19 protein-coding genes, 1 tRNA gene and 1 pseudogene are annotated in these 26,733 nt (G+C 68.4%); all 21 read right to left on the bottom strand.

Annotated elements, in window-relative coordinates:
* Positions 1 to 34: 34 nt before the first annotated feature.
* The gene (locus tag AC3WOS_RS23310; RefSeq protein ID WP_492718992.1) at positions 35 to 994 is read right to left on the bottom strand and encodes an EpsD family peptidyl-prolyl cis-trans isomerase; all 960 of its coding nucleotides are present in this window, start codon (positions 992 to 994) and stop codon (positions 35 to 37) included.
* A 332-nt stretch (positions 995 to 1,326) separates the two neighbouring features.
* Positions 1,327 to 2,709, bottom strand: a complete 1,383-nt coding sequence (locus AC3WOS_RS23305; protein WP_492718990.1) for an undecaprenyl-phosphate glucose phosphotransferase — start codon at positions 2,707 to 2,709, stop codon at positions 1,327 to 1,329.
* Positions 2,710 to 2,718: 9 nt separating this feature from the next.
* On the bottom strand, positions 2,719 to 3,948 hold the full coding sequence (epsL, locus tag AC3WOS_RS23300; protein WP_492718988.1) for an XrtB/PEP-CTERM-associated polysaccharide biosynthesis outer membrane protein EpsL: 1,230 nt from the start codon (positions 3,946 to 3,948) through the stop codon (positions 2,719 to 2,721).
* A gap of 45 nt (positions 3,949 to 3,993) precedes the next feature.
* On the bottom strand, positions 3,994 to 4,656 hold the full coding sequence (locus tag AC3WOS_RS23295; protein ID WP_492718986.1) for a CAAX prenyl protease-related protein: 663 nt from the start codon (positions 4,654 to 4,656) through the stop codon (positions 3,994 to 3,996).
* 192 nt (positions 4,657 to 4,848) lie between these two features.
* A complete protein-coding gene (locus tag AC3WOS_RS23290) occupies positions 4,849 to 6,762 on the bottom strand; it encodes an ATP-binding cassette domain-containing protein (RefSeq protein ID WP_492718984.1) in 1,914 nt (637 codons plus the stop codon).
* A gap of 113 nt (positions 6,763 to 6,875) precedes the next feature.
* A tRNA-Arg gene (locus AC3WOS_RS23285) sits at positions 6,876 to 6,950 on the bottom strand.
* Between the two features lie 79 nt (positions 6,951 to 7,029).
* Positions 7,030 to 7,749, bottom strand: a complete 720-nt coding sequence (locus tag AC3WOS_RS23280; RefSeq protein ID WP_492718982.1) for a PEP_CTERM-anchored TLD domain-containing protein — start codon at positions 7,747 to 7,749, stop codon at positions 7,030 to 7,032.
* Between the two features lie 108 nt (positions 7,750 to 7,857).
* Complete coding sequence (locus AC3WOS_RS23275) at positions 7,858 to 8,253, bottom strand: RidA family protein (RefSeq protein WP_492719025.1); 396 nt, start codon at positions 8,251 to 8,253, stop codon at positions 7,858 to 7,860.
* Positions 8,254 to 8,261: 8 nt separating this feature from the next.
* A complete protein-coding gene (locus AC3WOS_RS23270) occupies positions 8,262 to 9,458 on the bottom strand; it encodes an acyl-CoA dehydrogenase family protein (protein ID WP_492718980.1) in 1,197 nt (398 codons plus the stop codon).
* A gap of 3 nt (positions 9,459 to 9,461) precedes the next feature.
* Positions 9,462 to 10,316 (bottom strand): enoyl-CoA hydratase family protein, encoded by an 855-nt coding sequence (locus AC3WOS_RS23265; RefSeq protein WP_492718978.1) that lies wholly within the window; start codon positions 10,314 to 10,316, stop codon positions 9,462 to 9,464.
* 2 nt (positions 10,317 to 10,318) lie between these two features.
* A complete protein-coding gene (locus AC3WOS_RS23260; RefSeq protein WP_492718976.1) occupies positions 10,319 to 10,867 on the bottom strand; it encodes a MarR family winged helix-turn-helix transcriptional regulator in 549 nt (182 codons plus the stop codon).
* A 35-nt stretch (positions 10,868 to 10,902) separates the two neighbouring features.
* Positions 10,903 to 11,688, bottom strand: a complete 786-nt coding sequence (locus AC3WOS_RS23255) for an SDR family NAD(P)-dependent oxidoreductase (RefSeq protein ID WP_492718974.1) — start codon at positions 11,686 to 11,688, stop codon at positions 10,903 to 10,905.
* Positions 11,689 to 11,691: 3 nt separating this feature from the next.
* On the bottom strand, positions 11,692 to 14,076 hold the full coding sequence (locus AC3WOS_RS23250; RefSeq protein ID WP_492718972.1) for a bifunctional salicylyl-CoA 5-hydroxylase/oxidoreductase: 2,385 nt from the start codon (positions 14,074 to 14,076) through the stop codon (positions 11,692 to 11,694).
* A 25-nt stretch (positions 14,077 to 14,101) separates the two neighbouring features.
* Positions 14,102 to 15,760 carry an AMP-binding protein gene (locus tag AC3WOS_RS23245; protein ID WP_492718970.1) on the bottom strand — a complete coding sequence of 553 codons (1,659 nt, stop codon included), beginning with the start codon at positions 15,758 to 15,760 and terminating at the stop codon, positions 14,102 to 14,104.
* Between the two features lie 302 nt (positions 15,761 to 16,062).
* A complete protein-coding gene (locus tag AC3WOS_RS23240; RefSeq protein WP_492718968.1) occupies positions 16,063 to 16,776 on the bottom strand; it encodes a response regulator in 714 nt (237 codons plus the stop codon).
* Positions 16,777 to 16,891: 115 nt separating this feature from the next.
* Complete coding sequence (locus AC3WOS_RS23235) at positions 16,892 to 21,862, bottom strand: two-component regulator propeller domain-containing protein (protein WP_492718967.1); 4,971 nt, start codon at positions 21,860 to 21,862, stop codon at positions 16,892 to 16,894.
* Between the two features lie 28 nt (positions 21,863 to 21,890).
* On the bottom strand, positions 21,891 to 23,063 hold the full coding sequence (locus AC3WOS_RS23230; RefSeq protein WP_492718965.1) for a patatin-like phospholipase family protein: 1,173 nt from the start codon (positions 23,061 to 23,063) through the stop codon (positions 21,891 to 21,893).
* Positions 23,064 to 23,145: 82 nt separating this feature from the next.
* The gene (gene ggt / locus AC3WOS_RS23225; RefSeq protein WP_492718963.1) at positions 23,146 to 24,930 is read right to left on the bottom strand and encodes a gamma-glutamyltransferase; all 1,785 of its coding nucleotides are present in this window, start codon (positions 24,928 to 24,930) and stop codon (positions 23,146 to 23,148) included.
* A gap of 84 nt (positions 24,931 to 25,014) precedes the next feature.
* Complete coding sequence (locus AC3WOS_RS23220) at positions 25,015 to 25,773, bottom strand: 3-hydroxyacyl-CoA dehydrogenase (RefSeq protein ID WP_492718961.1); 759 nt, start codon at positions 25,771 to 25,773, stop codon at positions 25,015 to 25,017.
* Between the two features lie 150 nt (positions 25,774 to 25,923).
* A complete protein-coding gene (locus AC3WOS_RS23215) occupies positions 25,924 to 26,412 on the bottom strand; it encodes a hypothetical protein (protein ID WP_492718960.1) in 489 nt (162 codons plus the stop codon).
* 74 nt (positions 26,413 to 26,486) lie between these two features.
* Positions 26,487 to 26,733: pseudogene (locus tag AC3WOS_RS23210) on the bottom strand (hypothetical protein); the annotation flags it as partial.

Raw genomic sequence — 26,733 nt, 5'->3', positions numbered from 1 at the left:
CAAAGTCATCTTTTCAGTTGCGCGCCCCACGGGCTCACTTCAAACCGGCCACGCCGCGCTCGTTGGCGGTGGTGGCCGAGGCGGCGGCCGGCGCCGAGGCGGCCGGCGCCGAAGCGGCGCCCGGGGCCGGCTTGTCGGCCGGCGTCAGGTAGGTGATCTTGGCCGCCGCCCGCAAGCGCGCCAGCTCGGCGTCGGCCGCGTCCTTGTTCTTCTTCTTGAACAGGAATTCCTCGATCTGCGGTCCGGCCACCTCCAGCGTGACGGGACTGTCCTTGATCTCGCTGATGGTGATCAACATGCTGCGCTCACCTTCCTTGATGACGAATAACTGCCCTTTGGGCATCGCCAGCAACTTGGCCACCAGTTCCGATGGCAGGTCCGAGCTGGCGCGCGTGAGCTGCGTGCGGCCATACTTGACGTTGTGGCCGTCGAGCCAGGTGGCCACCTCGTCGAGCGACTTGGCACTGTCCATGGTGCTCTTGAGCGCATCGTTCATGTCGGCGCTGGCCACCACCAGTTCACGCATTTCCAACAGCTTGCGGTGGCTGAAAAATTCCGGATGGGCGTTGAAATAAGCCTCCACCTCGGCCTTGCCGGGCCGGGCCGGATTGCCGACCCGCTTTTGCATATAGGCTTGCGCCACGATCAGCGCCTTGGCCCGCTCGATCGCCTGCACCACTTTGGGGTCGCGGTCCAGCTTATCCTCGGCCGCCGCGTTCTGCAGCAACTGGCGGTCGATCAGCGCGTCCAGCAATTGCTTGCGCGCCATCTCCTGCTGCGCCGCCGGCACGCCCGAACGCTGCAACTCCTCGTTCAACTGCAACACCGTGATCTCCTCGCCGTTCACGCTGACCAGCGCCTGCCCGGCCTTTTTTTCCTTGTTGCCGCAGCCGGCCAGACCGGCGGCAAGCGCCAGCGCCAGCGTGGCCGACAACAGGCGGCGCGGCGTGCTGTGCCCGCGCGCGGCGCCGAACTGGGGATTGAATTGATTCAAAGTATTTCCTTCGCAGAGAATTGATGGGCCGGCCACGTCCGTCCGGCCCTACCGCGGGCCCGGACAGTCACACACGCATACCGCGCTGACAAGGCGCGCCATGTCGGAGGGGTTTTCACTGGGGAAGTATGCAACCGGGCGTCGAAATGGTCAATATGATAAAAACCGAAGGCGGCAAGCGCGGTGGCAACGATGGGCGGAAGCGGGCCGATTCAATGGAATTGAAACCTTGCATAAAAGTTCATAAGCTGGATTTTATAGCAACGCGTCGAGTTCGTCACGCACAAATGCAATCGTGCGCGCCCTGCCCTGCCGCGCCGGCGCCGCGCGCCTCAATGGGCATTATCGCGGCTCAGCACCACCTTCACGGTGCGCACGATGATCCACAAGTCCAGCCACAGCGACCAGTTGCGCAGATAGTCGAGGTCGTACCGGATGCGCGCCTCCATCTTGTCCAGCGTCTCCGTCTCGCCGCGCAAGCCATTGACCTGGGCCCAGCCCGTGATCCCCGGCTTGGCCTTATGGCGCAGCATGTAGCCCTTGATCAGCTTGCGGTATTGCTCGTTATGGGCCACGGCGTGCGGACGCGGCCCCACGATGCTCATCCGGCCTTGCAGCACGTTAATAAACTGGGGTAACTCGTCGAGCGAACTGCGGCGCAGGAACGCGCCCACCCGCGTGACGCGCTGGTCGTTCTTGGTCGCCTGTACCACGTGGGCGCCATCCTCGGCCACCGTCATCGAGCGGAACTTGTAGACGATGATCTCCTCGCCATACAGGCCATAGCGGCGCTGGCGGAAGATTACCGGGCCCGGCGAGCTGCACTTGACGGCCAGCGCGATCAGCGCCATCACCGGCAACAGCAACAACTGGATCAGCGCCGCCAGCACGATGTCGCTGCTGCGCTTGACGAGGCTGTTGATGCCCGTGAAGGGCGATTCGCAGATGGCGATCACGGGCATGCCGCCCACGTTGTCGAAGCGCGCCTGCATCAGGTCGAACACGTAGATGTCGGGCAGGAAATACACCGAGGCCGTCGTGTCCTGCAACTCGTCGAGCAGCTTGCGGATGCGCGGCTGGGCCGAGATGGGCTGGCTGATGAAGATCATCTTGACGTGGTTGGCCCGCACATAGGCCGCGATATCGGCCATGCGGCCCAGCATCGGCTGGCGCATGTCGGCCGGCCAGCGGTCCGCGGTGCGGTCATCGAAAAAGCCCAGCACGCTCATGAACAAATTGGGATGGCGCCCGATGGCGCCGGCAAACTTCAGCCCCACGTCATTGGCACCGACGATGATCACGGAACGCACTTCGCTGGCCTTGGCCGGATCGGACCCGATCACGCGCGCGGCCAGGTGACTGGCCAGCAACACGAACGGGGTGGCGATGAACCACGACAGCACCACCGTCTCATCGTAGTGATAGGCCAGCCCGCTGACGGAACCGAGAAACACCAGGATCAGCGCCGTCACCAGCCAGCCCACCACGATGTCGCGCGAGTAGGCCAGCATGTGGCCGCTGCGCCAGGTGCGGTAGGGATCGACGTGCTGGTACACCGACGAAGACACGAAGAACCCCAGCACCATCAGCACCAGCGAATAACCGGTGAACGGTTCGGCATAAAGCATGGAGACCAGGTACAGCGTCCCCATGATGATCAATGGGTCGAGTATGCGCTGAAAGAAAGAGATCAGGGGTATATCGTTGACGGTCATGGTTATGCTTTAGAACTGCCCCGTCGCGCTGATCGTCGCGCCTTTCGCAGTATAGGTGCCGGTGCCCACATACGCGCTGCCGGTGCGCGTCTCGCGGAACAGGCTCAAATTGAACTGGAGGCTCGACAGCGGCGTGTAGGTCAGGCCGGCCGTAGCGTAGTTGCCCGAATCGGTCGCCGGACCGGGCAGCACGATGGAATTGATCGTATTGAAATCGCGCCGCTCGTGGCGCACGGAAGCGTCGGCCCGCAGCTTGGCGCCCAGGTCGTAGCTGGCGGCCAGGCTGGTGCCCTTGTTCAGGCTGCTGCTGACGAGCGTGCTCTCGACGGCGGCGAACTCGCGCCAGCCGGCCAGCGTGAACTTGACCCGGCCCAGCGGTTGCCAGAACACGGTCACCCGGCCATTGGCGCCGCTGGCGTCGTGGTTGGTGAAGAAATTGTGCTCCCGCTTGGCCCAGCCGGCCAGCACCTGCACCTGGGTCACGCCGTTGGCGCGCCAGTACACATTGGCCTTGACTTCGTTCTGGCTGAAGCCGTTATCGATGAGCAGCGAGCCGAACGGTTGCTTGTTCGGATAATCGCCCCTGGTGTGGCGCGCCAGCATGCCGAACCGGCTGCCACTGGCGGCCAGGAAATCGAAGCCCACATCCTCGGCATCCTCGTCGCGGTCGAGGAAACGCTGGCTGGCCAGGTCATAGCTGAAATGGGTGTGCGAGACGCCGCCATGCACCTGCCAGCTGGGATGCAAGCGCCAGTTGCCATCGGCGTACACGCGCCGCGTGGTGCGCAGATTGCGTTCACTGCTGTGGTAATCCGTAAACGGCGTCAGCACTTCGGCATAGCTGGCGCCCAGGTGGCCGGAAAAATTGCGCAACACATACCACTGCCATTCGGCCGAGAAGTCCTTGCCATTGTAATTGAGCTGGTCGTAGTGACGGAACGCGACGCGCGACACCTTGGCCTGCGCCGTCAACAGCTGGCGCCCGATGGGCCGCTCGAACAGCAGCCCGGCCTGCACCTGGGTCAGGCTGTCGGAGCGGCTGCCGTCCGGCCCGGGCACGCCGTCGGGCAGGCGCAGCAGGTTGTCCTCGTAGCTGTAGGCCACCGAGACGAAGGGGTGGATGGTGTCGCTGATGGCGGCCTGCGCCGGCGCGCACAGGGCGGCGCCGATCAGGGTGGCCAGGCTCAGCGGGGCTGGGCGCGCACGGAAAAGGGAGGGCATGGTCAGGGAGCTCAACATGGGATGGCGTCTTCTTTTAAGATGTCAATCAGCTATTTTTCTATATTACCAGTAAGTCCAGTTACCAGTGGAAATTATCCATACGCCCAACAGGCCGTTCGTCACACTGTGGGCCAGGATGGGCGACCACAGGTCGCGGCTGCGCATGTAGAGCCAGCCGTAAATGGCGCCGGCCACGATGCCGGCGAGCCATAGTTCGTGCTCGAAGCCGAACAATACCACAGTGACAACAAAAGCGCGCGCACTGAGGCGCGCCGGATTCACGTTTTGAAAATCGCTCGATATCAGCCAGCGCGACAGGAAGGAACGCCAGAACAACTCCTCCATCACGGGCACCACCAGGGCCGCGCCCGCCAGGCGCAGCGCCGCCAGCAGCCAATCGACGCGGCCATCGCGCCGCGGGTCGAAGCCGGCCGACTGGCCGACCCGCATCCAGCCAGCGTCCAGGTGCAGCCACAGCCACAGCGTGAGCACGCCGGCCAGCGCCGACAGCGCCAGCGCCGCCAGCCCCGGCCAGCGCCGCGGCAGCTCCGTGTAATGGCGCCGGAACGTCCACAGCAGCGCGCCCACCACCGCGATCTTGACCGGATACAGCCAGCGCAATGTGGCGCCGTCCACCCCCGCCCGCTCCAGCACGTCGGCCACGGCGATGAAGGCCATGTAGGCAGCGAATGGCAGCACCCACGGCCACTGGCGCCGCTCAAACATGGCCAGCTCCGGCCGGCGCGGCGCGCGCGCGCGGCGCCGGGATCAAACGGGACGGTTCGGCGGTCATGAGCATGCGCTATCCGGTGTGGGGTGAAACAACAACACGGGTGGCCGCGACGGCGGCCCCAAGCATGCACATATTACAATACTTTGCGCCGCACAAGAAGCACCGCGCGCACCGTCAGCGACGCCTTAGCCGGCCGCGCCGGACTCGATCGCCTCCCAGCGCTCCAGTGCGGCCAGCAACTGGGCCTCGATCGCGTCCATGCGCGCGCTGACGCGGCGCGCCTCGGCCGCGTTCTTCTTGTAGAAGTCGGGGTCCGACAGCTGCTGCGCCAGCGCCGCCTGCTCATCTTCCAGGCTGGCGATCAGCTGGGGCAGTTCATCGAGCTCGCGCTGCTCCTTGAAGCTGAGCTTGCGGGGCTTGGCGGCGAGCGCCGCCAGCGGCGCCGGCGCAGCCGGCGCGGCCTTCGCTTCGGCCTTGGGCGCGCCCTTGGCCGGGGCCGGGGCCACGGCCCGCACCCGTTCCCAGTCCGTGTAGCCGCCCACGAATTCGCGCCAGCGGCCCGCCCCTTCGGCCACCACGACCTGGGTCACCACGTTGTCGAGGAAGGTACGGTCGTGGCTGACGAGGAACACGGTGCCCGTGTATTCCTCCAGCAATTCCTCGAGCAGCTCCAGGGTGTCGATGTCGAGGTCGTTGGTCGGTTCGTCCAGCACCAGGCAGTTGGCCGGCTTGGCGAACAGGCGCGCCAGCAGCAGGCGGTTGCGTTCGCCGCCGGACAGCGACTTGACGGGCGAACGGGCCCGTTCCGGCGCGAACAGGAAGTCGCCCAGATAGCTCATCACGTGCTTGCGCTGGCCGTTGATCTCGACCCAGTCACTGCCGGGGGCGATGGTTTCCATCAAGCTCGCTTCCTCGTTGAGCTGGGCCCGCATCTGGTCGAAGTAGGCCACCTGCAGCTTGGTGCCCAGGCGCACGGTGCCGGCGTCGGCCGTCTCCTCGCCCAGGATGATCTTGAGCAGCGTGGTCTTGCCGGCGCCGTTGGCGCCGATCAGGCCCACCTTGTCGCCGCGCAGGATGGTGGCGCTGAAGTCCTCGATGATGACCTTCTCGCCATAGGTCTTGGAAATATTTTCCAGTTCGGCCACGATCTTGCCCGACCGTTCGCCGGACGACACGTCGAGCTTGACCTGGCCCTGCTGTTCACGGCGCACGGCGCGCTGTTGGCGCAGCGCCTCCAGGCGGCGCACCCGGCCCTCGTCGCGCACCCGGCGCGCCTTGACACCCTTGCGTATCCACACTTCTTCCTGGGCCAGGAACTTGTCGAACTTGGCGTTCTCCACTTCCTCGATTTCCAGCTGCTCGGCCTTGCGTACCTGGTAGGCGCTGAAGTTGCCCGGATAGGACAGCAGGCGACCCCGGTCCAGCTCAATGATGCGGGTGGCCACGTTGTCGAGGAAGGAACGGTCGTGGGTGATGAACAGCACGCTGCCCTTGTAGTCGCGCAGCAAGCCTTCCAGCCACAGGATGGAGGTGAAGTCGAGGTGGTTGGTCGGTTCGTCGAGCAGCAGCACGTCCGGCGCCGACACCAGCGCGCGCGCCAGCGCCACCCGCTTTTGCATGCCGCCCGAGAGCGTCTTCATCAGCATGTCGGCCGGCAGGTTGAGCCGGCCCAGCGTCGTCTCCACCTTGTTGGGCAGGCTCCACGCGTCGGCCGCGTCGAGCTTGACCTGGATGTCATGCATGCGCTCCATCAGGGCCTCGTCATCGCCCTGGCCGAACTGGCCCGTCAGGGCGTCGTATTCCTTGAGCAAGTCCTGCAAATCGCCCATGCCGGAGGCGACGGCATCGAACACGGTCATGTCCGGGTCGAACACGGGTTCCTGTTCCACGTAGGCGATTTTCAAGCCCTGCTGCATCACCAGCAGGCCGTCGTCGAGCTTGAAGCGGCCCGAAATGATTTTCAACAAGGACGATTTGCCGGTGCCGTTGCGCCCGATCAAACCGACCCGCTCGCCCGTTTCCAGGGAAAATTCCGCATGGTCGAGAAGCGCGACGTGACCGAACGCCAATTGCGCCGAGGATAAGGAGATGACTGCCATTGTGAGTGTCGGGGTGCGCGCAAGGGCACCCGCCTAAGATGAATGAAACCAGCATTGTACCGGCTGCGGCGCCGGCTGCGGCAATCGCCGGCCGGAGGCGGCCGCGCCAGCGCTGGTATCGCCAACAGGAATCGAACCTGTATCTGATTCTTAGGAGGAACCTGTTCTATCCGTTGAACTATGGCGACACGCGGCAGGCAGCGGTATTGTACAGGCTATTAGCGGCGCGCGACAGGGTCGCGCCGCAACTTGGCGTGGCGCCCCGTGTCAGCCAGCCCGGCTCCGGCGGCGCGCCAGGCCGGCCAGCAGGCCTGCGCCGGCCAGCCACATCAGCATGGCCGTGGGCTCGGGCACCGCCGAGATGGTATACACCTGCATGGCGCCGTACGTGATGTTGGGGTGGGTGTACGGCGAACCATCGAGCACGCTGGCGTTGACGTTCGAGAGGCTGGGGTCGGCGTACGAATAGAGCACGGAATAGCCGCCATGGGTCAGGTCGCGCGGCACATACAGATCATTGCCCAGGCCAAAGGTCGGGCCGAAATTGGCGGCATTATAGGTCTGGTAGGAACCGATGGTATCGAGCGAGTAGGACTTGAGGATTTGCCGGTGGATGGCGCTGGTGGTCAGGTTGAACACGAAGCCGGTGCGCTGGGCGTCGTCCGGCGTCATATGGAAGCCGTCGCTGGAGGACCAGCTTTGCGGGTTGTAGCCGCCCACCAGCCAGGTCTGCCCCAGCTCATTGGTCGCCTCCATCACGGCGATCGTGCGTCCCTTGCCATCGGCAGCCTGGTGAAAGTTAAGCGAGGTGTCGCCGGACGCTTTGGTGTAAATGCTGGTGAACTTGACCGGTCCCTCGCCCAGCCAGGCCGCCAGCTGCCCTTCTTGCGCCGGGCTCAGCGAGACTGTGCCGGCATGGGCCGCGGCCGCGCCCGTGGCCAGTAAAGCAAACAAGCAGTTGGCCCGTACTTTCATCATGGTATCCATAAATCCCTCAACACAAGTTACTTACACTGATAAACCGATTCTCCCGATTATTAAATATAACATATTGTTGGTGAGATTACTTTCAAAATTGCCAATGCCTAACATTCGTTACATTTCGTCGACAACGGCCGTCACTTCGATCTCCAGCCGCGCGGCCGGCTCCATCAAGCCAGCCACCTGCACCGCCGTCATGGCCGGGTAGTGGGCGCCGATCAGCTCCCGGTACGCCTGGCCGATCTCCTTGAGCGCGGCCAGGTACTCGTGCTTGTCGAGCACGTACCACGTCATGCGCACGATATGCTCGGGCCGGGCGCCCGCCTCGGCCAGCACTTCAACGATATTCTGCAGCGCCTGCCGGGTCTGGCCGGCGAAATCGTCCGTGTGGAACACGCCCTGGCTGTCCCACCCTATCATGCCGCTCACGCACACGGTGGTGCCGCGCGCGGCCACCCCGTTGGCATAGCCGCGCGGGCGGACCCAGCCCGGCGGTTGCAGGATTTTTATGTGCTCGCTCATTTTTCCTCTTTTCCTTCATGATGGGCCGCGGCCGGCACGGCCCGCAGCAATTCGCGCGCGATGATCAATTGCTGCACTTCCGTCGCCCCCTCGTAGATGCGCAGGGCGCGGATTTCCCGGTACAGCCGTTCGACCGGCTGCTCGCTGACCACGCCCAGGCCGCCGAACAGCTGCAGCGCGCCGTCGATCACCTGCTGCGCCGTCTCGGTGGCCGTCAGCTTGGCCATGGCCGCCTCCTTCGTCACGTTGCGGCCCTGGTCGCGCTGCCAGGCGGCGCGGTAGGTCAACAGCGCGGCGGCGTCGATGCCGGTGGCCATCTGGGCCAGCCGGGCCTGGGTCAGCTGGAAGTCGGCCAGCTGCTGGCCGAACATGCGGCGCCCCGTGGCGCGCGCCAGCGCTTCGTCCAGCGCGCGGCGGGCAAAGCCCAGCGCGGCCGCCGCCACCGACGTGCGGAACACGTCCAGCGTGGCCATGGCCACCTTGAAGCCCTGCCCCGCCGCGCCGATGCGCTGCGATACGGGCACGCGGCAGCGGGCAAAGCGCAGCCGGGCCAGCGGATGGGGCGCGATCACGTTGATCCGTTCGGCGATTTCCAGGCCGGCCGTCGCGGCATCGACGATGAAGGCGCTGATGCCGCGCGCGCCCGGCTGCTCGCCGGTGCGCGCGAACACGATATAAAAGTCGGCGATGCCGCCGTTCGAGATCCACGTCTTCTCGCCGTCCAGCACGTAATGGTCGCCGTCGCGCACGGCCGCGCACTGCATGGCCGCCACGTCGGAGCCGGCCTGCGGCTCGGACAGGGCGAAGGCGGCGATGGCCGCGCCGCTGGCCACGCGCGGCAGGTAGGCTTCGCGCTGGGCCGCGCTGCCGAACAGGCTGATGGCGCCGGAGCCGAGGCCCTGCATGGCGAAGGCGAAATCGGCCAGGCCGCTGTGGCGCGCCAGCGTCTCGCGGATCAGGCACAGGGCGCGCGTGTCGATGGCCTCGTCATGCCCGCCCCAGGCCTTGCCGCCCACGGCGTGGCGCAGCCAGCCGGCCGCGCCCAGCTGCATGACGAGGCGGCGGCAGGCCGTGTCGACGTCGCCGTGGTGGCCGTCCGTGATGTTGGCGGTGGCCCAGGCATCCAGCGCCCGTTCCAGTGCGGCGTGGTGCGGCGCCAGGAAGGGCCAGTCCAGGTAGCTCTTGTCGGCCATGGCTCAGTCTCCCTCGAACAGCGGTTTTTGTTTGGCCACGAAGGCGTGGTAGGCGCGGTGGAAGTCGTTGGTGGCCATGCAGATGGCCTGGGCCTGGGCTTCCGCCTCGATCGCCTCGTCCACCCCCATGTTCCATTCCTGCTGCAGCATCTTCTTGGTCATGCCGTGGGCGAAGGTGGGACCGTCGGCCAGGCCCTGGGCCAACGCTTGCGCGGCGCCGGCCAGCGCGTCCGGTTCATGCAGGCTGTTGAAAAAGCCCCAGCGCTCCCCTTCCGCGCCCGACATGGAGCGGCCCGTGTACAGCAATTCGGCGGCGCGGCCCTGGCCGATCACGCGCGGCAGCAGCGCGCAGGCGCCCATGTCGCAGCCGGCCAGGCCGACCCGGGTGAACAGGAAGGCCGTCTTGCTGCGCGCCGTGGCCAGCCGGAGGTCCGAGGCCAGGGCCAGGATGGCGCCGGCGCCGGCGCAGATGCCGTCCACCGCCGCCACCACCGGCTGCGGGCAGGCCCGCATCGCCTTCACCAGGTCGCCCGTCATGCGGGTGAAGGCCAGCAGGCCGGGCATGTCCAGCTTGGTCAGCGGGCCGATGATGTCGTGCACGTCGCCGCCCGAGCAGAAGTTCTCGCCCGCGCCCGTGACGACGATGGCTTTCACGTCCTGCGCATAGGCCAGCGCGCGGAACAGGTCGCGCAGCTCGGCGTAGGACGCGAAGGTGAGCGGGTTCTTGCGCTCGGGCCGGTTCAGCGTGACGGTGGCCACGCCGCCGGCCACGGCGAACAGGAAGTGGCTGGCCTGGTGGCCGGCCAGGGTGGCGCGGTTGCCGGGCAGCTGCTGCGCCTGGCCGGGAAGGTATCGCATGGTTATCCTTGTTTGTCGTCGGAGGCGTTCAGGTGGTGCTTCATCTGCGACAGCAGCTCGATCAGCCGGCCCTTGTCGGTGCCGGAGATGTCCTGCAGCAGTTCGGCGATCCATTGTTCGTGCACGGCCGCCATGGTGGCGAAGGTGCGGCGGCCGGCGGCCGTCAGCTTGACGCTGTAGGCCCGGCCATCCTTGGGGTCGGGCACGCGCAGCACCAGCTTTTCCTGCTCCAGCTGGTCGGTGATGCCGGTGATGTTGCCGCCCGTGACCATCATGCGCTTGGACAGCTCGCCCATGCGCAAGCCCTGCGGATAGCGCTCCAGCTGCGCCATCAGGTCGAAGCGCGGCAGCGTGATGCCGAAGGTGGCGCGCAGCCGGCTGCGGATCTCGTTCTCGATGCGCACCGTGCACGAGAGCATGCGCAGCCACAGCTTGAGCGACTGGTGATGGTCGTCCGTGAGACGGCTGGCCAGGTCCAGCACGGGCGGGCTGTCCTCGCCCTCCTGCTGGTCCGGGATGGCGGGATGGGCGTTGTTCTCTGAGCGTGACATGGTGTTCCGTTTCTATCCGTTGTTACATGACTGCGTTACATGACTTCGCCGCCGGCGACGGCGATGGCCTGGCCCGTCATGGCGCCCGATTCGGGCAGGCATAGCCAGGCCACGGCGTTGGCCACTTGCTCCGGCTGCACCAGGCGCTGCTGGGGATTGCCGGCCGCCAGCCCGGCGCGCGCCTGCTGCTCGCTGCGCCCCGTCTTGGCCATGATGTTGGCGACCGCTTCCCGTACCAGGTCGGTCTCCGTGTAGCCGGGGCAGACGGCGTTGACGGTCACGCCGCGCGCGGCCACCTCCAGCGCCAGCGCGCGCGTCAGGCCCACCACGCCGTGCTTGGCCGCCACGTAGGCCGCCACGTAGCGGTAGCCCACCAGCCCCGCCGTCGAGGCCACGTTGACGATGCGCCCCCAGCCCGCCTCCAGCATGGCCGGCAGCGCGGCCTGGGTGCAGTGGAAGGTGCCCGTCAGGTTCACGTCCAGCATGCGCTGCCACAGGGCCGCGCCGGTCTTGCCGAACGGCGCCGACGCGGCCTGGCCGGCGTTGTTGACCAGGATGTCGATGCGCCCGGCGCAGCGGGCCGCCCGCGCGAAGCCGGCCAGCACGCTGGCCTCGTCGGTGACGTCGATGATCTCCGTCTCGACCCGCCCCAGCGTGTCGAGCTGTTCGGCCGCGTGGGCCAGCGCGGCGCCGTCGCGCCCGGCCAGGGTAACGCTGGCGCCGCGCAGCACCAGTTCGCGGGCGCAGGCGGCGCCAATGCCGCGCGCGCCGCCCGTGACCAGCGCGTGCCGTCCTTCCAGCGAGGATGCGATGGGATTCACGGTTCAGCCCTCCAGCAGGCGCGCGGCCAGTTGTTGCGGCGTGAGGCCGGCGCCGGCGGCGGCCAGCTGGCGCTCGCGCTCCAGGTTGCGCTCCAGCTGCTGCTTGCCGGCCAGGTACTGCCTAGGCCAGGGAGCGCCAGCGTAGCCTATCCTGGCCGCTTCCGCCAGCGTCCAGGCGGGATTGGCCAGGTGCGGCCGGCCCACGGCGCACAGGTCGGCGCGGCCGGCGGCGACGATGCCGTTGGCGTGGTCGGCCTCGAAGATGGAACCGACGGCGATGGCGCCGATGCCGGCCTCGTTGCGTACCCGGTCGGCGAACGGGGTCTGGAACATGCGCCCGTATTGCGGCTGTTCCAGCTTGCTGACCTGGCCCGACGAACAGTCGATCATGTCGGCGCCGGCCGCCTTGAACAGGCGCGCGATTTGCACCGCGTCGTCGGGCGTGATGCCGCCTTCGACCCAGTCGTGGGCCGAGATGCGCACGCTCATCGGCTTATGCTGCGGCCACACGGCCCGCACGGCGGCGAACACGCGCAGCGGGAAGCGGCAGCGGTTCTCCAGGCTGCCGCCGTATTCGTCGCCGCGCTCGTTGGTGAGCGGCGAGATGAACGACGACAGCAGATAGCCATGCGCGCAGTGCAGCTCCAGCCAGTCGAAGCCGGCCTCCCCGGCTGCCAGCGCGGCGCGCACGAAGTCGGCCTCGATGCGCGCCATGTCTTCTGTCGTGACGGCGCGCGCCGTCTGCGACACGCCGGCCAGGTACTGCTGGCGCGACGCCGACACCAGCGGCCAGTTGTCCCGCTCCAGCGGCAGGTCGATGCCGTCCCACATGGCGCGGGTGGAACCCTTGGCGCCCGCATGGCCGAGCTGCAGCGCGATCTTCACGTCGCTGTTGGCGTGGACGAAATCGACGATGCGCTGCCACGCCTGGGTGTGCTCGGGCGCGTACATGCCGGGGCAGAACGGGGTGATGCGGGCATCGGCCGACACGCACGTCATTTCCGCGCACACCAGCGCCGCGCCGCCCAGGGCGCGCGCGCCCAGGTGGGCCAGGTGGTAGTCGCCGACGGTGCCGTCGACGGCGCTGTACTGCGCCATCGGCGAGACGACGATGCGATTTTTAAGCGTGAGCCCGCGCACTTTCAGCGGCGTGAACATGGGCGGAATGGCCAGGCTGGGCGGGGCCGGCAATTGCGCCTGGGCGAAGGCACGCTGCGCAAACCAGGCCTCGAAGCCGGCCACGTAGCCGGCGTCGCGCAGGCGCAGGTTCTCGTGCGACAGGCGCTGGCTGCGCGTGAGCATGGAATAGGCGAACTGCGGCGCCTCCATGGCGCTGTAGCGCTCCACGTTCTCGAACCATTCCATCGAGTTGCGGGCCGCGCTCTGGATCTTCAGCACTTCCACCGCACGCACCTGCTGGTAGGCGGCCAACGCCGCCGCCGTGTCCCCGTGCTCGCCAAAGCAGCGCGCCAGCTCGATCGCGTCTTCCAGCGCCAGCTTGGTGCCGGAGCCGATCGAATAGTGGGCCGAGTGGGCCGCGTCGCCCATCAGCACCACCGGCACGCGGCCGGCCGGCGTGTCGTTCCAGTGCACCCACTGGGCGCACACGATGCGGGGGAACTTGATCCACACGCTCGAGCCGCGCAGGTGGGCCGCGTTCGACATCAGGGCGTGGCCGTCCAGCTGGTCGGCGAACAGCTGTTCGCACCAGGCGATGCTCTGCTCCTGGCTCATTTCCTCCAGCCCGGCGGCGCGCCACACCGTTTCCGGCGCCTCGACGATGAAGGTCGACGTGTCGCCGTCGTACTGGTAGATGTGGGCCTGGAACCAGCCGTGCGGCGTCTGCTTGAAGGCGAAGGTGAAGGCGTCGAACTTCTTCTTCGTGCCCAGCCACACGAAGCGGCACTGGCGCGCTTCGATCTGCGGCGCGAAGGTGGCGGCGTAGCGGGCGCGGATACGGGAATTGAGACCGTCGGCGGCGATCACCAGGTCGGCGCCGTAGCGGGCGGCGATTTCCTGGTCGTCCGCCACGTCGGTCTCGAACACCAGCCGCACGCCCAGTTCCTCGCAGCGCCGCTGCAGGATGTTGAGCAGGTGCTTGCGGCCGATGCCGCAGAAGCCGTGGCCGCCGGAACGCACCTTCTGGCCCTTGAAGTGGATGTCGATATCGTCCCAGTGGTTGAACGACTGCAGGACGGCGCGCGCCGTCGGTTCATCGGCCGCCGCCAGGTTGCCCAGCGTCTGGTCGGAAAACACCACGCCCCAGCCGAAGGTGTCGTACGGCCGGTTGCGTTCGACGACGGTGATGGTGTGGGCCGGGTCCTGCTTTTTCATCAGCAGGCCGAAATACAGCCCGGCCGGGCCGCCGCCTATGCATACGATATTCATGGAGTGCTTTCGATTCAGATGCTGGTCAGTTGTTGCCGTCGGCGCGCAGCTTGAAGCGCTGCAGCTTGCCCGTCTCCGTGCGCGGCAGCGACTGCCGGAAGCACACCGCGCGCGGATATTTGTACGGCGCGATCTGCCGCTTGACGAATTCCTGCAGTTCGGCCACCAGGGCGTCACCGGGCGCGTGACCGGGCTTGAGCACCACATGGGCCTCGACGATCTGGCCCCGCTCGGCGTCGGGGCGGCCCACCACGCCGCATTCGGCCACGGCCGGGTGGCGCAGCAGCGCGTCCTCCACTTCCGGCCCGGCGATGTTGTAGCCGGCCGAGATGATCATGTCGTCGGTGCGCGAACGGTAGTGGAAATAGCCGTCCGCGTCCATCTCGTAGGCGTCGCCCGTCAGGTTCCAGCCGTCCACCACGTAGTCGCGCTGGCGCTCGTCGTCCAGGTAGCGGCAGCCGGTCGGTCCCTGCACGGCCAGCCGGCCGATCACGCCCGGCCCCGCGGGCTTGCCGTCCTGGTCCAGGATGCAGGCCCGGTAGCCCGGCACCGGCTTGCCGGTGGCGCCGGGCCGCACCTGGGCGCCGGCGGCGGAAATGAAGATGTGCAGCAGCTCCGTCGCGCCTATGCCGTCTATCATTTCCAGCCCGGAGGCGGCGCGCCAGGCGTCGCGCGTGGCCAGCGGCAGCGCCTCGCCGGCCGACACGCTCTGGCGCAGGCTGGCAAGGTCGTATTGCGCGGCCAGCGGCGCCATCTGGCGGTAGAAGGTGGGCGCCGTGAAACAGATGGTGGCGCGGTACTGCCCGATCGCGCGCAGCAGCGTCTCCGGCGTCAGCTTTTCCAGCAGCACGGCGCTGGCGCCCACCCGCAGCGGGAACAGCAGCAGCCCGCCCAGGCCGAAGGTGAAGGCCAGCGGCGGCGTGCCGATGAACACGTCGTCCGGCCGCGAACCGAGCACGGAGCGGGGGAAGCAGTCGCAGATGGCCAGGATGTCGCGCTGGAAGTGCATGGTCCCTTTCGGCACGCCCGTGGTGCCGGACGTGAAGCTGATCAGGCAGACGTCGTCGGCCGCCGTATCGACCGGCGCATAGCTGGCCGGCTGGCGCGCCATGTGCGCTTCCAGCCCGTCGGGTCCGGCACCGTCGCCGAAGTACAGCACGCGCTGCGGCAGGTTGGGCGCGCCATCCATTTCCCCGCGCAGGCCGGCCGCGCACAGCACGGCGTTGACGCGGGCCTTGGCCAGGATCACGCCCAGCTCGCGCGCGCGCAGCAGCGGCATGGTGGGCACGGCCACCAGGCCGGCCTTGAACACGGCCAGCACGGCGGCGGCCATCATGGGATGGTTGGCGCCGCGCAGCAGCACGCGGTTGCCGGCCTCCAGCCCCAGCGGGCCGCGCAGCACGTGGGCGATGCGGTCGACCTGCTCCAGCAGCTGGGCGTAAGTCCACTGCCCGCTGTCGCTGCGGATGGCGATGCGCTCGCCGGCGCCGGCCGCCACGGCCCGGTCCAGCAGCTCGGCCACGCAATTGAGGCGCGCCGGATACTGCAGCTCCGGCAGCTCGAAGCGCAGCACCGGCCACTGCTCCGGCGGCGGCAGGTGGTCGCGCGTGAAATGGTCGGTATGGGCGCTGGCGCCCTTGCTGTCCTGGCTAGCGCCGGCACTGCTGGCAGTCGGTCTGGTCATGGTCGCCCTGAAGTTGGTCGTCGTATCGTCACAGCCTGCAGTAGATACTTTAAACCTAAAATATATTAACTTCAAGCGTGTATTGTCGGGGAACGGCGGTTTGCGTACCGGCGGCCGTGCAGCGGCGGCCGGGCGACGACGGCGGACAAATGCGGGGCCGTGCCGTAATGCCGCAAAGTTAGCGGCCTTCTCAATCGACGCTCCCAAAAAAGGGGTACGTCCCCATTTCCAAGAAAAGGGGTACGTCCCCATTTTTGCGTCCCCATTTTTGATCGCGGAGGCTCAGGCTCGCCGTGTGCGATTCACCCCAGCGCCTGGCGCGTCAGGCCGGCCTGGCGGATCACGGCGCGCACCACGCCCGACAGCGCGCCCTGCACTGCCGCCTGGGTCAGCTGTCCCGGCACCAGCGCCTGCAGCCCGGCGGCGGCCCCGTGCAGTCCCAGCGTGACGCAGCCCGCATGCAGGCGCTCGATCCGCAGCTGCGCCTCCTGCTGGCTGCCGCCTTCCAGCAACTGGTTCAATTCGTCGCTGGCCGCCGTCAGCTGGTTCTGGAAGCCGGCCAGGTAGACCAGCAGGCGCTCGGCGTTGATGCCCAGCCGCAACTGGGTGGCGGCCGGCGTCTCGGCCAGGTGATCGGGCTCGCTGGCGGCCAGTTCGAGGAACTGGGCCAGGTGCACCCTGACCTGCTCGGCCTGGAACGGCTTGACCACGTAGCCGGCCGCGCCGGACTGGGTGGCCAGTTGCACCGTGTCGCCGTCCGTGGCCGAGGTGACCAGCACGAACGGCATGGAATGCAAGGCGTCGTGGCTCTTGACCCGCTGCAGCAGCTCGATGCCCGACAGGCGCGGCATGCGCAGATCGCAAAAACAGATGGCCGGCCGCAGTCCCGCCTCCAGCTGCTGCCACGCGTCGGCGCCGTCTTCCGCCTCCACGATGTCGAATGTGCCGCAGCTGTCGATCAGGTGCATCAGCACCATGCGCGACACGACATCATCATCCACCACCAATACTTTCATTTTGCTCTCCAGTGCCTGTGCGCGCGCAAGCGGCAACGATGGCGTCCGCGCTTGGCACTGCCATCCATCTTACCCGATCAGGGGCGGTTTCAAAAAGGGCGCGGCGGGGAAAAACTCACAGCGCGGCGGCGGCGGTCTGCTCGAGCAGCTGGCGCAGCCGCGGCAGGCCGGCCTCGATCTGCGCCCAGTAGCCATGGTCGGCCGCCAGTTCCAGTTCGCCGCACAGGGCCTGCAGCTCCTGCTCCTCCAGGTAGCCGGCGCTGCCCTTGATGCCGTGCAGCAGGCGCCCGGCCGCCTCGCCGTCGCGCTCGGCCAGGGCCCGCTCCAGCTCCGCCAGGCGGCCCGGCACGTCCTGCAGGAAGGCGCCGCGCAGGCGCGCGCGCAGGTCGCCGTTGCCGCTGTGCTGGGCCGCGCGGGCCGACTCGGGGCCGGCCGGGGCCACGCCGAACATGGCGTCCAGCTCCGCCGTGGCGACCGGCGCGCTCCGCCGCGGCTCCATGCGCGCCAGCGCCACGCCGCGCTGCAGCTGGCGCTCGATGGCGCGGCTGAGCTGGAAGTGCAGCGCCGCCTCGTCGATCGGCTTGGTCAGGAAGTCGTCCATGCCCGAAGCGAGGTAGCGGCTGCGGTCTTCCTCGCTGGCGTTGGCCGTCAGCGCGATGATCATCAGTTCCTGGTCGCGCACGGGCGCCTCCTCGGTACCGCCGGAGCGGATCACGCGGGTGGCGCTGGCGCCGTCCATTTCCGGCATGCGCCCGTCCATCAGGATCAGGTCGTAGCGCGTCATGGTGCAGGCCTTGACGGCCAGCAGGCCGTTGGCGGCGATATCGACCTTGTGGCCCAGGTCCTCCAGCATCATGCGGATGATGATCTGGTTGGTCGGGAAGTCTTCCGCGCACAGCACCTTGAGCTGGTGGCTGTGCGGCTCGCGCGGCACGTGCGGCACCAGCGGCGGCGCCACGCCGTTGGCCAGCGGCAGCTCGAACGAGAAGGTGCTGCCCACGCCCGGCGTGCTGGCCACGCGGATCTCGCCGCCCATCAGCTCGACCAGCTGGCGGCAGATGGCCAGCCCCAGCCCCGTGCCGCCGTAGCGGCGGGTGGTGGTGGAGTCGGCCTGCTCGAATTTCTGGAACAGGCGCGGCATGGCGTCGGCCGGAATACCGATGCCCGAGTCGGCCACCGTGAAGCGGATCAGGTTCACGCCCGGCGGCGCGTCCGCCCCGCCCTGCGACTGGCCCGGCGCCACCGGCTCGACCCGCATCCGCACGGCGCCGCGCTGGGTGAACTTGAAGGCGTTGCCCACCAAGTTGACCAGCACCTGGCGCAGGCGGGTCGGGTCGCCCACCACGAACTGCGGCAGGCCGTCGCCGAACTCCAGGCTGAAGCCCACGCTGTGGGCGGCGGCCTGCTCCTCGAACAGGCTGACCACGTTCTCCACCGCCGCCGCCAGCGCGTAATCGATGTTCTCGATGGTCAGCTTGCCGGCCTCGATCTTGGAAAAGTCCAGCAGGTCGTTGATGATCGACAGCAGCGACTGGGCGTTGGCCTGGCCGCGCAGGATCTGTTCGCGCGTGCTGTCCTGCAGCTGGCCGTCGCGCAGGGCGAAGCCCAGCATGCCGATCACGCCGGCCAGCGGGGTGCGCATCTCGTGGCTCATGTTGGCCAAAAATTCCGACTTCTGGCGGGTGGCGTCTTCCGCCTTCTGCTTGGCCAGGCGCAGCCGCTCGTCGTTCTCCTGCAGCGCGCGGTTGGCCAGCGCCAGCTCGTCGGTATGCAAGCGCACCTGGCGCTCCTGCAGCAGCAGCTGTTCCTGGGTCAGGCGCAGCGCCTGCAGCGCCTCTTCCAGCTGCTGGTAGGCGCGCGCGTTCTCCAGCCCGACGGCCGCGTGGGCGGCCAGCGTCTGCAGCATGTCCAGGTGCACCTGCTGGTAGGCGTGGCGGCCCTCGCTTTGCACGCACAGCAGGCCCACCACCTTGTCGTTGACGATCAGCGGGGTGTAGATCATCGACTGCGCCAGCGCCGGCGGCACGCCGTCCTCGCGCATGCATGGCACCAGCTGCTGGCGGCCCACGTCGTCCATGTAGCGGTGGTATTCGGCGTCGAAGTCGTTGATGAACACTTCGCGCCGGTAGGTCACGCACCACACGGCCAGCTGGTTGGGGTTGTCGAGCCGGCGCGTGTACGGCAGGGTGCGCACCCCGCTCTCGATGGCGAACGGGAATTCGATGATGCCCTGTTCCTCCTGCACGAAACCGATGCCGAACATCTGCGCATCCATCAGGTGGTGCACGTGGCGGTACAGCGTGCGCATGGCCGTTTCCATGTCCAGCGTGGCGCTCATCTCGCGTCCCAGCTCGCTCAGCACCGAGATGTTGCGGTGGGCCTGCTCCACGTTCTCCTTCTGCCGCTCCACTTCCTGCTTCTGGCGCTCGGTGTCGATGCGGCGCTGCTCGGCCTCGGCGCGCTGGTTTTCGGCCTCCAGCCGGCGCTGCTCCAGTTCCTGCGTCTGCAGCTGCAGCAGCTGGTTCTTCTGCTCCACCTCGGCCGTGCGCAGGCCGACCTGCTGCTCCAGCATCGCCTTCTGGCGCCGCAGGCCGCGCATGCGGGCCTGGTAGGCGGCGTAGCCGGCCGTCACCAGCAACAGCGCGGCCAGCGAGCGGAACCACCACGTCTTCCAGAACGGCGGCAGGATGGTGATGACCAGGGTGGCGGCATTGTCGTTCCAGATGCCGTCCTTGTTGGCGGCCTTGACGCGGAAGGTGTAGCGGCCCGGATCGAGGTTGGTGTAGGTGGCGAAGCGCTTGGTCGAATCGGTCACCACCCAGTCCTGGTCGAAGCCCTGCAGCTGGTAGGCGAAGCGGTTGCGCTGCGGCGCCGCGTAGTGCAGCGCGGCGAATTCGAGCGAGAACACGGAGTCGTTCTGGCCCAGCGTGAGCGCGCTGGTGTGCTCGATGGCGCCGCTCAGCACATTGCCGTATTCGCCCTGCCCGGCCCGCAGCGACTTGTTGAAGACCTGGAAGTCGGTGATGGCCACCGTGGGCGCCACGCTGTTCTCGCGCACTTCGGCCGGCGAGAACGCCGTGATGCCGTTGAAGCCGCCGAAGTACAGCGTGCCGTCCGGCGTGCGCAGGGCCGCGCCGTCGAAGTAGGCGCCCTCGATGGTGCCGTCGGCGCCCGAGTAGTTGCGCACCAGACCGGTCCTCACATTCAGCCGCGACAGGCCGGTATTGGTGCTCAGCCAGAGGTGGCCGGCGTCGTCGGGCAGGATGGAGGCGATGGCGTCGTCGCCGATGCCGTCGCGGCGCAGGTAGCGGCGGAATTTCACGCTGCCGTCGGCGCCCTGCTCCATGCGGTTCAGGCCGGCCGCCGTGCCGACCCAGATCGTGCCCTGGCCGTCCTCGTACAGGTAGTGCACCTCGTCGTGACTGAGGCTGGACGGGTCGGCCGGATCGCGCCGGAAGTGGCGGAAACGCCCGCTCTTGCGGTCCAACAGATCGAGGCCGTTGAAGGTGCCCACCCACAGGTTGCCGCGGCGGTCTTCCAGGATGGGGCGCACCACGTTGTCGGCCAGGCTGGTGCTGTCGGCCGGATCGTGGCGGTAGGTGTGGCTGGTGCCGGTGCGCGGGTCGAAGCGGTGCAGGCCGCCGCGCGAGGCCACCCACAGCAGGCCTTCGCGGTCGCCCACGATGTTGCGGATGGTGTCGCCGGCCGGGTCGCCATGCGAGAACGACCAGGCGCGCAGGGCGCCCGTGGCCGCGTCCATGCGGTTGATGCCGGCCCGCCCGCCTATCCACAGGTTGCCGTCGGCGTCGCGCCACAGGGCCGTCACCAGGTCGTCGCTCAGGCCGCCGGGCGCGTGGTGCCAGGTGCGCGCGTGGCCGTTGGCCGGGTCGTACAGATTGAGGCCAGCGCTGGTGCCCAGCCACAGCTGGCCATGGCCGTCGGCCACGATGGCGCGCACCTTGTTGTCCGACAGGGCCTGCGCCTGGTCGGCCTGGCGCACCAGGCGCGCGAAGCCGCCGCTGCCCATGTCGACCCGGCTTACGCCGTCGTTCCAGGTGCCGACCCAGAAGGTGCCCACGCGGTCGCGGAACAGGGCCGAGATCTGGTCGTCGGCCACGCTGTGGCTGTCGCCGAGCTGGTGGCGGTACTGGGCCAGGTGCTGGTCGTGCGGCAGCCAGCGGTACAGGCCGTCGGCGCCGCTGCCTATCCACAGGTTATGTTCGCCGTCCAGGTAGATGGCCGTGATGTTGCCGCCCTTGAGGCCTTCGGCCGCGCCCAGCCGGTGGCGCCGCGGCGCGCCCTCGCCCAGCTGCCACCGTTCCAGCCCGGCCAGCGTGCCCACCCACAGCGCGCCATCCTGGTCCAGCTGCAGCGCGGCCACGAAGTTGGCCTTGGCGTCGGGCGCCGTATCCATCTGGAAGTGCTGGAAGCGGGTCGCGCCCGGTGCCAGCATATCGAGTCCGGTGGCCGTGCCCACCCACAGCCGGCCGGCCGCGTCGCGCGCCAGCGCGTTGACCTGGTCGTCGGCCAGGCTGGCCGCGTCGGTGTCGTCGTGGTGCCAGCTGGTGAAGCGGGCGCTGGCCGGATCGAAATGGTGCAGGCCGTCGCCGGTGGCCAGCCACAGGCCGCCCAGGCCGTCGTCGACGATGGCGCGCACGTGGCGGTTGCCGTTGCCGCGCTTGGCCGATTCGTGCGGCAGGAAATGGTCGAAGCCGCGGCTGCGGGGGTCGTAGCGGTCCAGGCCACCGTCCGTGCCCACCCACAGCTGGCCGGCGCTGTCCAGGTGCAGCACCCGCACCCAGTTGTCGCCCAGGCTGCGCGGGTCCGACACCACGCTCTTGTAGGTGACGGTGCGGTAGCCGTCGAAGCGGGTCAGGCCGGCCTGGGTGCCGAGCCAGATGAAACCCTGCTTGTCCTGGGCGATGGCCAGCACCGATTCCTGCGCCAGGCCATGCTCCACCGTCAGCTGCTCGAAACGCAGCGTGCGCGGCGGCGCGCCGGCCCAGGCCGCGGCCAGGCCGGCGGCCCACAGCAGGGCGGCCGGTATCAGCAAGAGAGTACAGAGGCGTCGTATCAGCAACAGCACACGGGTTCCATCCCAGGGTCAGCGGGGGTCAGCTGCCGAAAAAGGCCAGCACGTCGTCCTTGCGCAGCTGCGTGTCGCGCTGTCCAAGACGAATCAACTCGCCAGTATACGTCGATTCGAACAACAGGTAGGACGCGAGTGCGGCGCCGCGCGTTTCCGTGGCCCCGATTCCGCCCAGCATGGTGCGGATCGGCGCCGGCAGGCTGGCGATGTGGCGGCTGGCGATGTCGTCGAGCCGCTCGGACGGCGCGATCACCAGCAGCTTGACCGGCTTGAGCGGGGTCTTGCTCAGGTGTTCCTCGGGCAGCAGCGACAGCGTCTTGTTGACCCGCTCCAGGCGCTCGATGTCCACCGCCAGGCTGTCGAGGAAGATGGACGACATGGCGTGGCCGGCGATCTGCGCCAGGCTGGGGTAGCGCGCGGCGCCGTCCGAGGCGCTGCGCGGCGGCTCCGTCAGGCGGCCGGCGCCCACCACCAGCACCTTGCTGGCGCCCAGGTGGATGGCCGGCGAGATGGGCGCGATCTGGCGCATGGTGCCGTCGCCGCAGTATTCGCGGTGGCCGCCCAGGTACAGCGGAGTGGCCGGGAAGATGAAGGGAATGGCCGACGAGGCCAGCAGGTGCTCGATGCCGATCTGGTCCTGCAGCGCCACCCGCTGCATGCGCACCCAGGGCGCGATCTCGGCCGCCGTCTGGTAGAAGGTGATGTGCTGGCCGCCGCTGTAGGACGAGGCGGTGACGGCCAGCGCGTGCAGCAAGCCTTCGGACAGCACCGTGTCGAGCCGCGGCAGGTCCAGCATGCGGTGCAGCAGCGACACCAGCGGCGTGTTGTCGAGCAGGGACTGGGGCGGCGCGGCGCGCCACTTGCGCAGCAGCCAGCCGAACGAGAGCAGCGACAGCCAGCGCGCACCGGAGCGGATCACGCCCAGCGAGTCGGCCCGGTACACCTGCTCCACCTTGATGTGCTGCCACACGTCGAGCAGGCGCTGCACCCCTTCGCTGAAGTTGTCGGCGCGGCAGGCCAGCGCCGTGGCGTTGATGGCGCCGGCCGAGGTGCCGCAGATGATGTCGAAGGGATTGCGCGCCGGCGGCCAGCCCGCTTCCCACAGTATCTCCGAGATGGCCTGCAGCACGCCCACCTGGTAGGCGGCGCGGGCGCCGCCTCCGGTCAGGATCAAGCCTGTTTTCTTTTGATTGCCCATGCGCCCAAGATTAGCAGGGTATGGCGCCGTTAGGGAAGCCATGGGGACGCTTTCGCGTCACGATCGCCTCCGTAAGCCACATTCAGTCGCCCAGCGCCACACCCTCGCGGCGCGGGTCGGCGCCGCCGAACCACACCGGCTGGCCGTCCAGCGTGCGCCGCTGTATGCCCTGCAGGCCGGAGTTCTGCTCGAACTCGCGCACCTCGTGGCCGCGCGCCTTGAGCCGGGCCACCATCTCCGGCGCCACCCGCCCCGCCTCGAGCTCCGTGGGCCCGTTGCGGCTGCCGAAGTTGGGCAGGTTGATGGCCTGCTGCACGTCCAGGCCCCAGTCCAGCGTCCCCACCAGCACCTTGGCCACGTAATTGATGATGGCCGAGCCGCCCGGCGAGCCGGTGGCCAGCACCAGCCGGTGGCTGGCGCGCTCGAACACCAGCGTGGGCGACATGGCGCTGCGCGGGCGCTTGCCGCCCTGCACCCGGTTGGCCACGGGACCGTCGGCGTCGACGGCGTCGAACGAGAAGTCGGTCAGCTGGTTGTTGAGCAGGAAGCCATCCACCATCTGGCGCGAGCCGAAGGCGTCCTCCACCGAGGTGGTCATGGACAGGCCGTTGCCGGCGCCGTCCACCGCCACCAGGTGCGAGGTCGATGGCCGGTCGAGCGCCGTGTCGCTGCCCCACGCCACCTGCATGCCGTCCGGCGTGCCGAACGGCGCGCTGCCCATGGAGTCGGGGCCGATCAGGGCGGCGCGCCGGGCCAGGTAAGCCTTGTCGAGCATGGCCGCCACGCCGCGCCCCGGCAGCGGCACGAAGTCGGTGTCGGCCAGGTAGTGGTTGCGGTCGGCGTAGGCCAGCCGGCCCGCCTCGCTGAACAGGTGGATGGCGTCCGCGTTCAGCATGCCGCCCACCGGCTGGTAGGAACTGATGTCGCGGTTCTCCAGGATGCCCAGCATCTGGGCGATGGCGATGCCGCCCGACGACGGCGGCGGCGCGCCGCACACGGTCCAGGCCTTGTAGTCGCTGCACACGGGCGAGCGCTCTTTGGCGCGGTAGGCGGCGATGTCGGCCACCGTCAGCTTGCCCGGGTTGACGGGATGCGCCGCCACCTTGGCCGCGATGTCGCGCGCGATGCGGCCGTTGTAGAAGGCGTCGGCGCCGCCGGCGGCGATCTCGCGCAGGCTGCGCGCCAGTGCCGGATTTTTCAGCACGTGGCCGACCGGCCAGGGCTGGCCCTTGGCGTCGTAGAAGTAGGCGGCCGCCACCGGATCCTGCGCCAGGTAGCGGTCCCAGGCCAGCAGCGCGTGCAGGCGGGGGCTGACGGCAAAGCCGTTCTCCGCCAGCGCAATGGCCGGCGCGAACAGGCTGGCCCACGCCAGCTTGCCGTGTTCCTTGTGCGCCAGTTCCAGCATGCGCAGCACGCCGGGCGCGCCCACGGAGCGGCCGCCGATGATGGCCGCCGCACGCGACAGCGGCTTGCCTTGCGCATCCTGGAACAGGTGCTCGTCGGCCGCCGCCGGCGCCGTCTCGCGGCCGTCGTACGATTGCACGCGCTTGCCGTCGTAGTACATGAGGAAGGCGCCGCCGCCGATGCCCGACGATTGCGGCTCGACCAGGTTGAGCACCATCTGGCTGGCGATGGCCGCGTCGATCGCGCTGCCGCCCTGGCGCAGCATGCGGTAGCCGGCCTCGGTGGCCAGCGGATTGGCCGCCGCCATCATGTACTTGCGGGCGACGACGCCCTGCTTGGCCGTGTAGCCGGTGGCGATTTCGGGCGCGGCGCGGGTGGCGTCCTGCGCCAGGGCCGGCAAGAGTGGAATGGACAGCAGGCCGCACAGCGCCAGCGCCGGCGTCACGGATTTCAGACGTATCATGCAGGCTCCAATGAAAAAGGCGCGCGACCAGGGCCGCGCGCCCGATGACACAGGCATCCTACACGAAAACGTTTTGCCGCGTTCTTACTTGGGCTGCATGCGGATCGCGCCGTCCAGGCGGATGGTTTCGCCGTTCAGCATGACGTTCTCGATGATGGCCTTGGCCAGCTGGGCATACTCGTCCGGCTTGCCCAGGCGCGGCGGGAACGGCACCATGGCGCCCAGCGCCTGCTGCACTTCGGCCGGCATGCCCAGCAACATCGGCGTTTCGAAGATGCCGGGGGCGATGGTCATCACGCGGATGCCGCTGCGCGACAGGTCGCGCGCCATCGGCAGCGTCATGCCGGCCACGGCCGCCTTGGACGAAGCGTAGGCCGCCTGGCCGATCTGGCCGTCGAAGGCCGCCACCGACGCCGTGTTGATGATGATGCCGCGCTCGCCCTGTTCGGTGGCCGCCGTCTTGCCCATGGCGTCAGCCGCCAGGCGGGCCATGTTGAAGGTGCCTACCAGGTTGATGTTGATGGTGCGCTGGAACACGTCCAGCGGATGTGGGCCATCCTTGCCCACGGTCTTGACGGCCGGCGCTACGCCGGCGCAGTTGACCAGGCCGCGCAGCGTGCCCATGGCCACGGCGGCGGCGACGACGGCCTGGCCGTCCGCTTCCGACGTCACGTCGCACTTGACGAAGCTGCCCTTCAGTTCGGCGGCCAGCGCCTGGCCCGCTTCCACCTGCACGTCGGCCAGCACCACCTTGCCGCCGGCCGCCACGATCATGCGGGCCGTGGCCGCGCCCAGGCCCGATGCGCCGCCCGTGATGATGAATACATTGTCTTGAATTTGCATGTCCGTCCTCTGTCAGTTGGGAAAATAGTCCGTGCGGCCTCTGTCGGGCCATTAACGTTTACGTAAACGTCAAATCGCGTCAAATTGTAGCGAATTTTTCGGGCCGCGCGCGAAAAACCGTGCGATTTTGTTGCAGCGCCACAAAAACCATTACTGGCATTGCAGCCATACGCCGTTGCGCAGGCACAGCTGGCCGGACGGGGAAATGGTGGTGTTGCCGCCGGCGCCGGTATGGCGCACGCCGGACGCATCGAAACAGCCGCCCGCGTCGCAGGCCGTCACGGGCACGGGCCGCGGGGCCTGTCGCAAGGGCGGCGACGGTGGCAGCGGCGGCGCCATGGCCGCGCGGGGCACGGGCCGGGCCGGCATGGTGGGGATGATGGCCGTGACGGCGCGGCGCGCCTTGGGTTGGCGGGTGGGCGCCGTGCGGCACGGCTCGACCGCCAGGTGGCGGCCGTCCGCGCTCAGGCTGCAGACGGGCAGGCGCGCGTATTGCTCCAGCGGCAGCGTGTCGGCCGCCGGCGCGCGGGCGCCCTGGCGCGCCGTGCCATCCGTCTGGCCGGCGTTGGCGCCAGTCGCCGGGACGCCCACAGCCAAGCCTGCCGGTGCGTTGATCGGCGCGTTTGCCGAGACGTCCACCCATATGCCCGCCCCCAGCAGCAAAGCGCAGCGGACGACACAGCGCAGGGAGAAACGGGCCGGCATGGTGGACCTCAGCGCGGCGGCGGCGTGTTGGGCGGCGGGTAGCTGCCGGCCGGCTGGGACTCGGTCATCATGCGGCCGGCCACAGGCACCCGGTGGCCCTGGGCATACATGCACTGCTGGTAGGCATAGTCGTAGCGCCGCTGCAGATTGTTGCCCGCATAGTTGCCCGCCTCGGCACCGGACATGGTGCCCATGGCCAGGCCCACGCCGGCCCCGGTGCCGGCACCGCGCCCGCCATCGACGGCCGCCCCCAGC

Source organism: Rugamonas sp. FW305-51 (assembly GCF_058786935.1).
The sequence above is the reverse complement of the archived record's forward strand: the minus strand, read 5'-3'. Positions and strand labels throughout refer to the sequence as shown.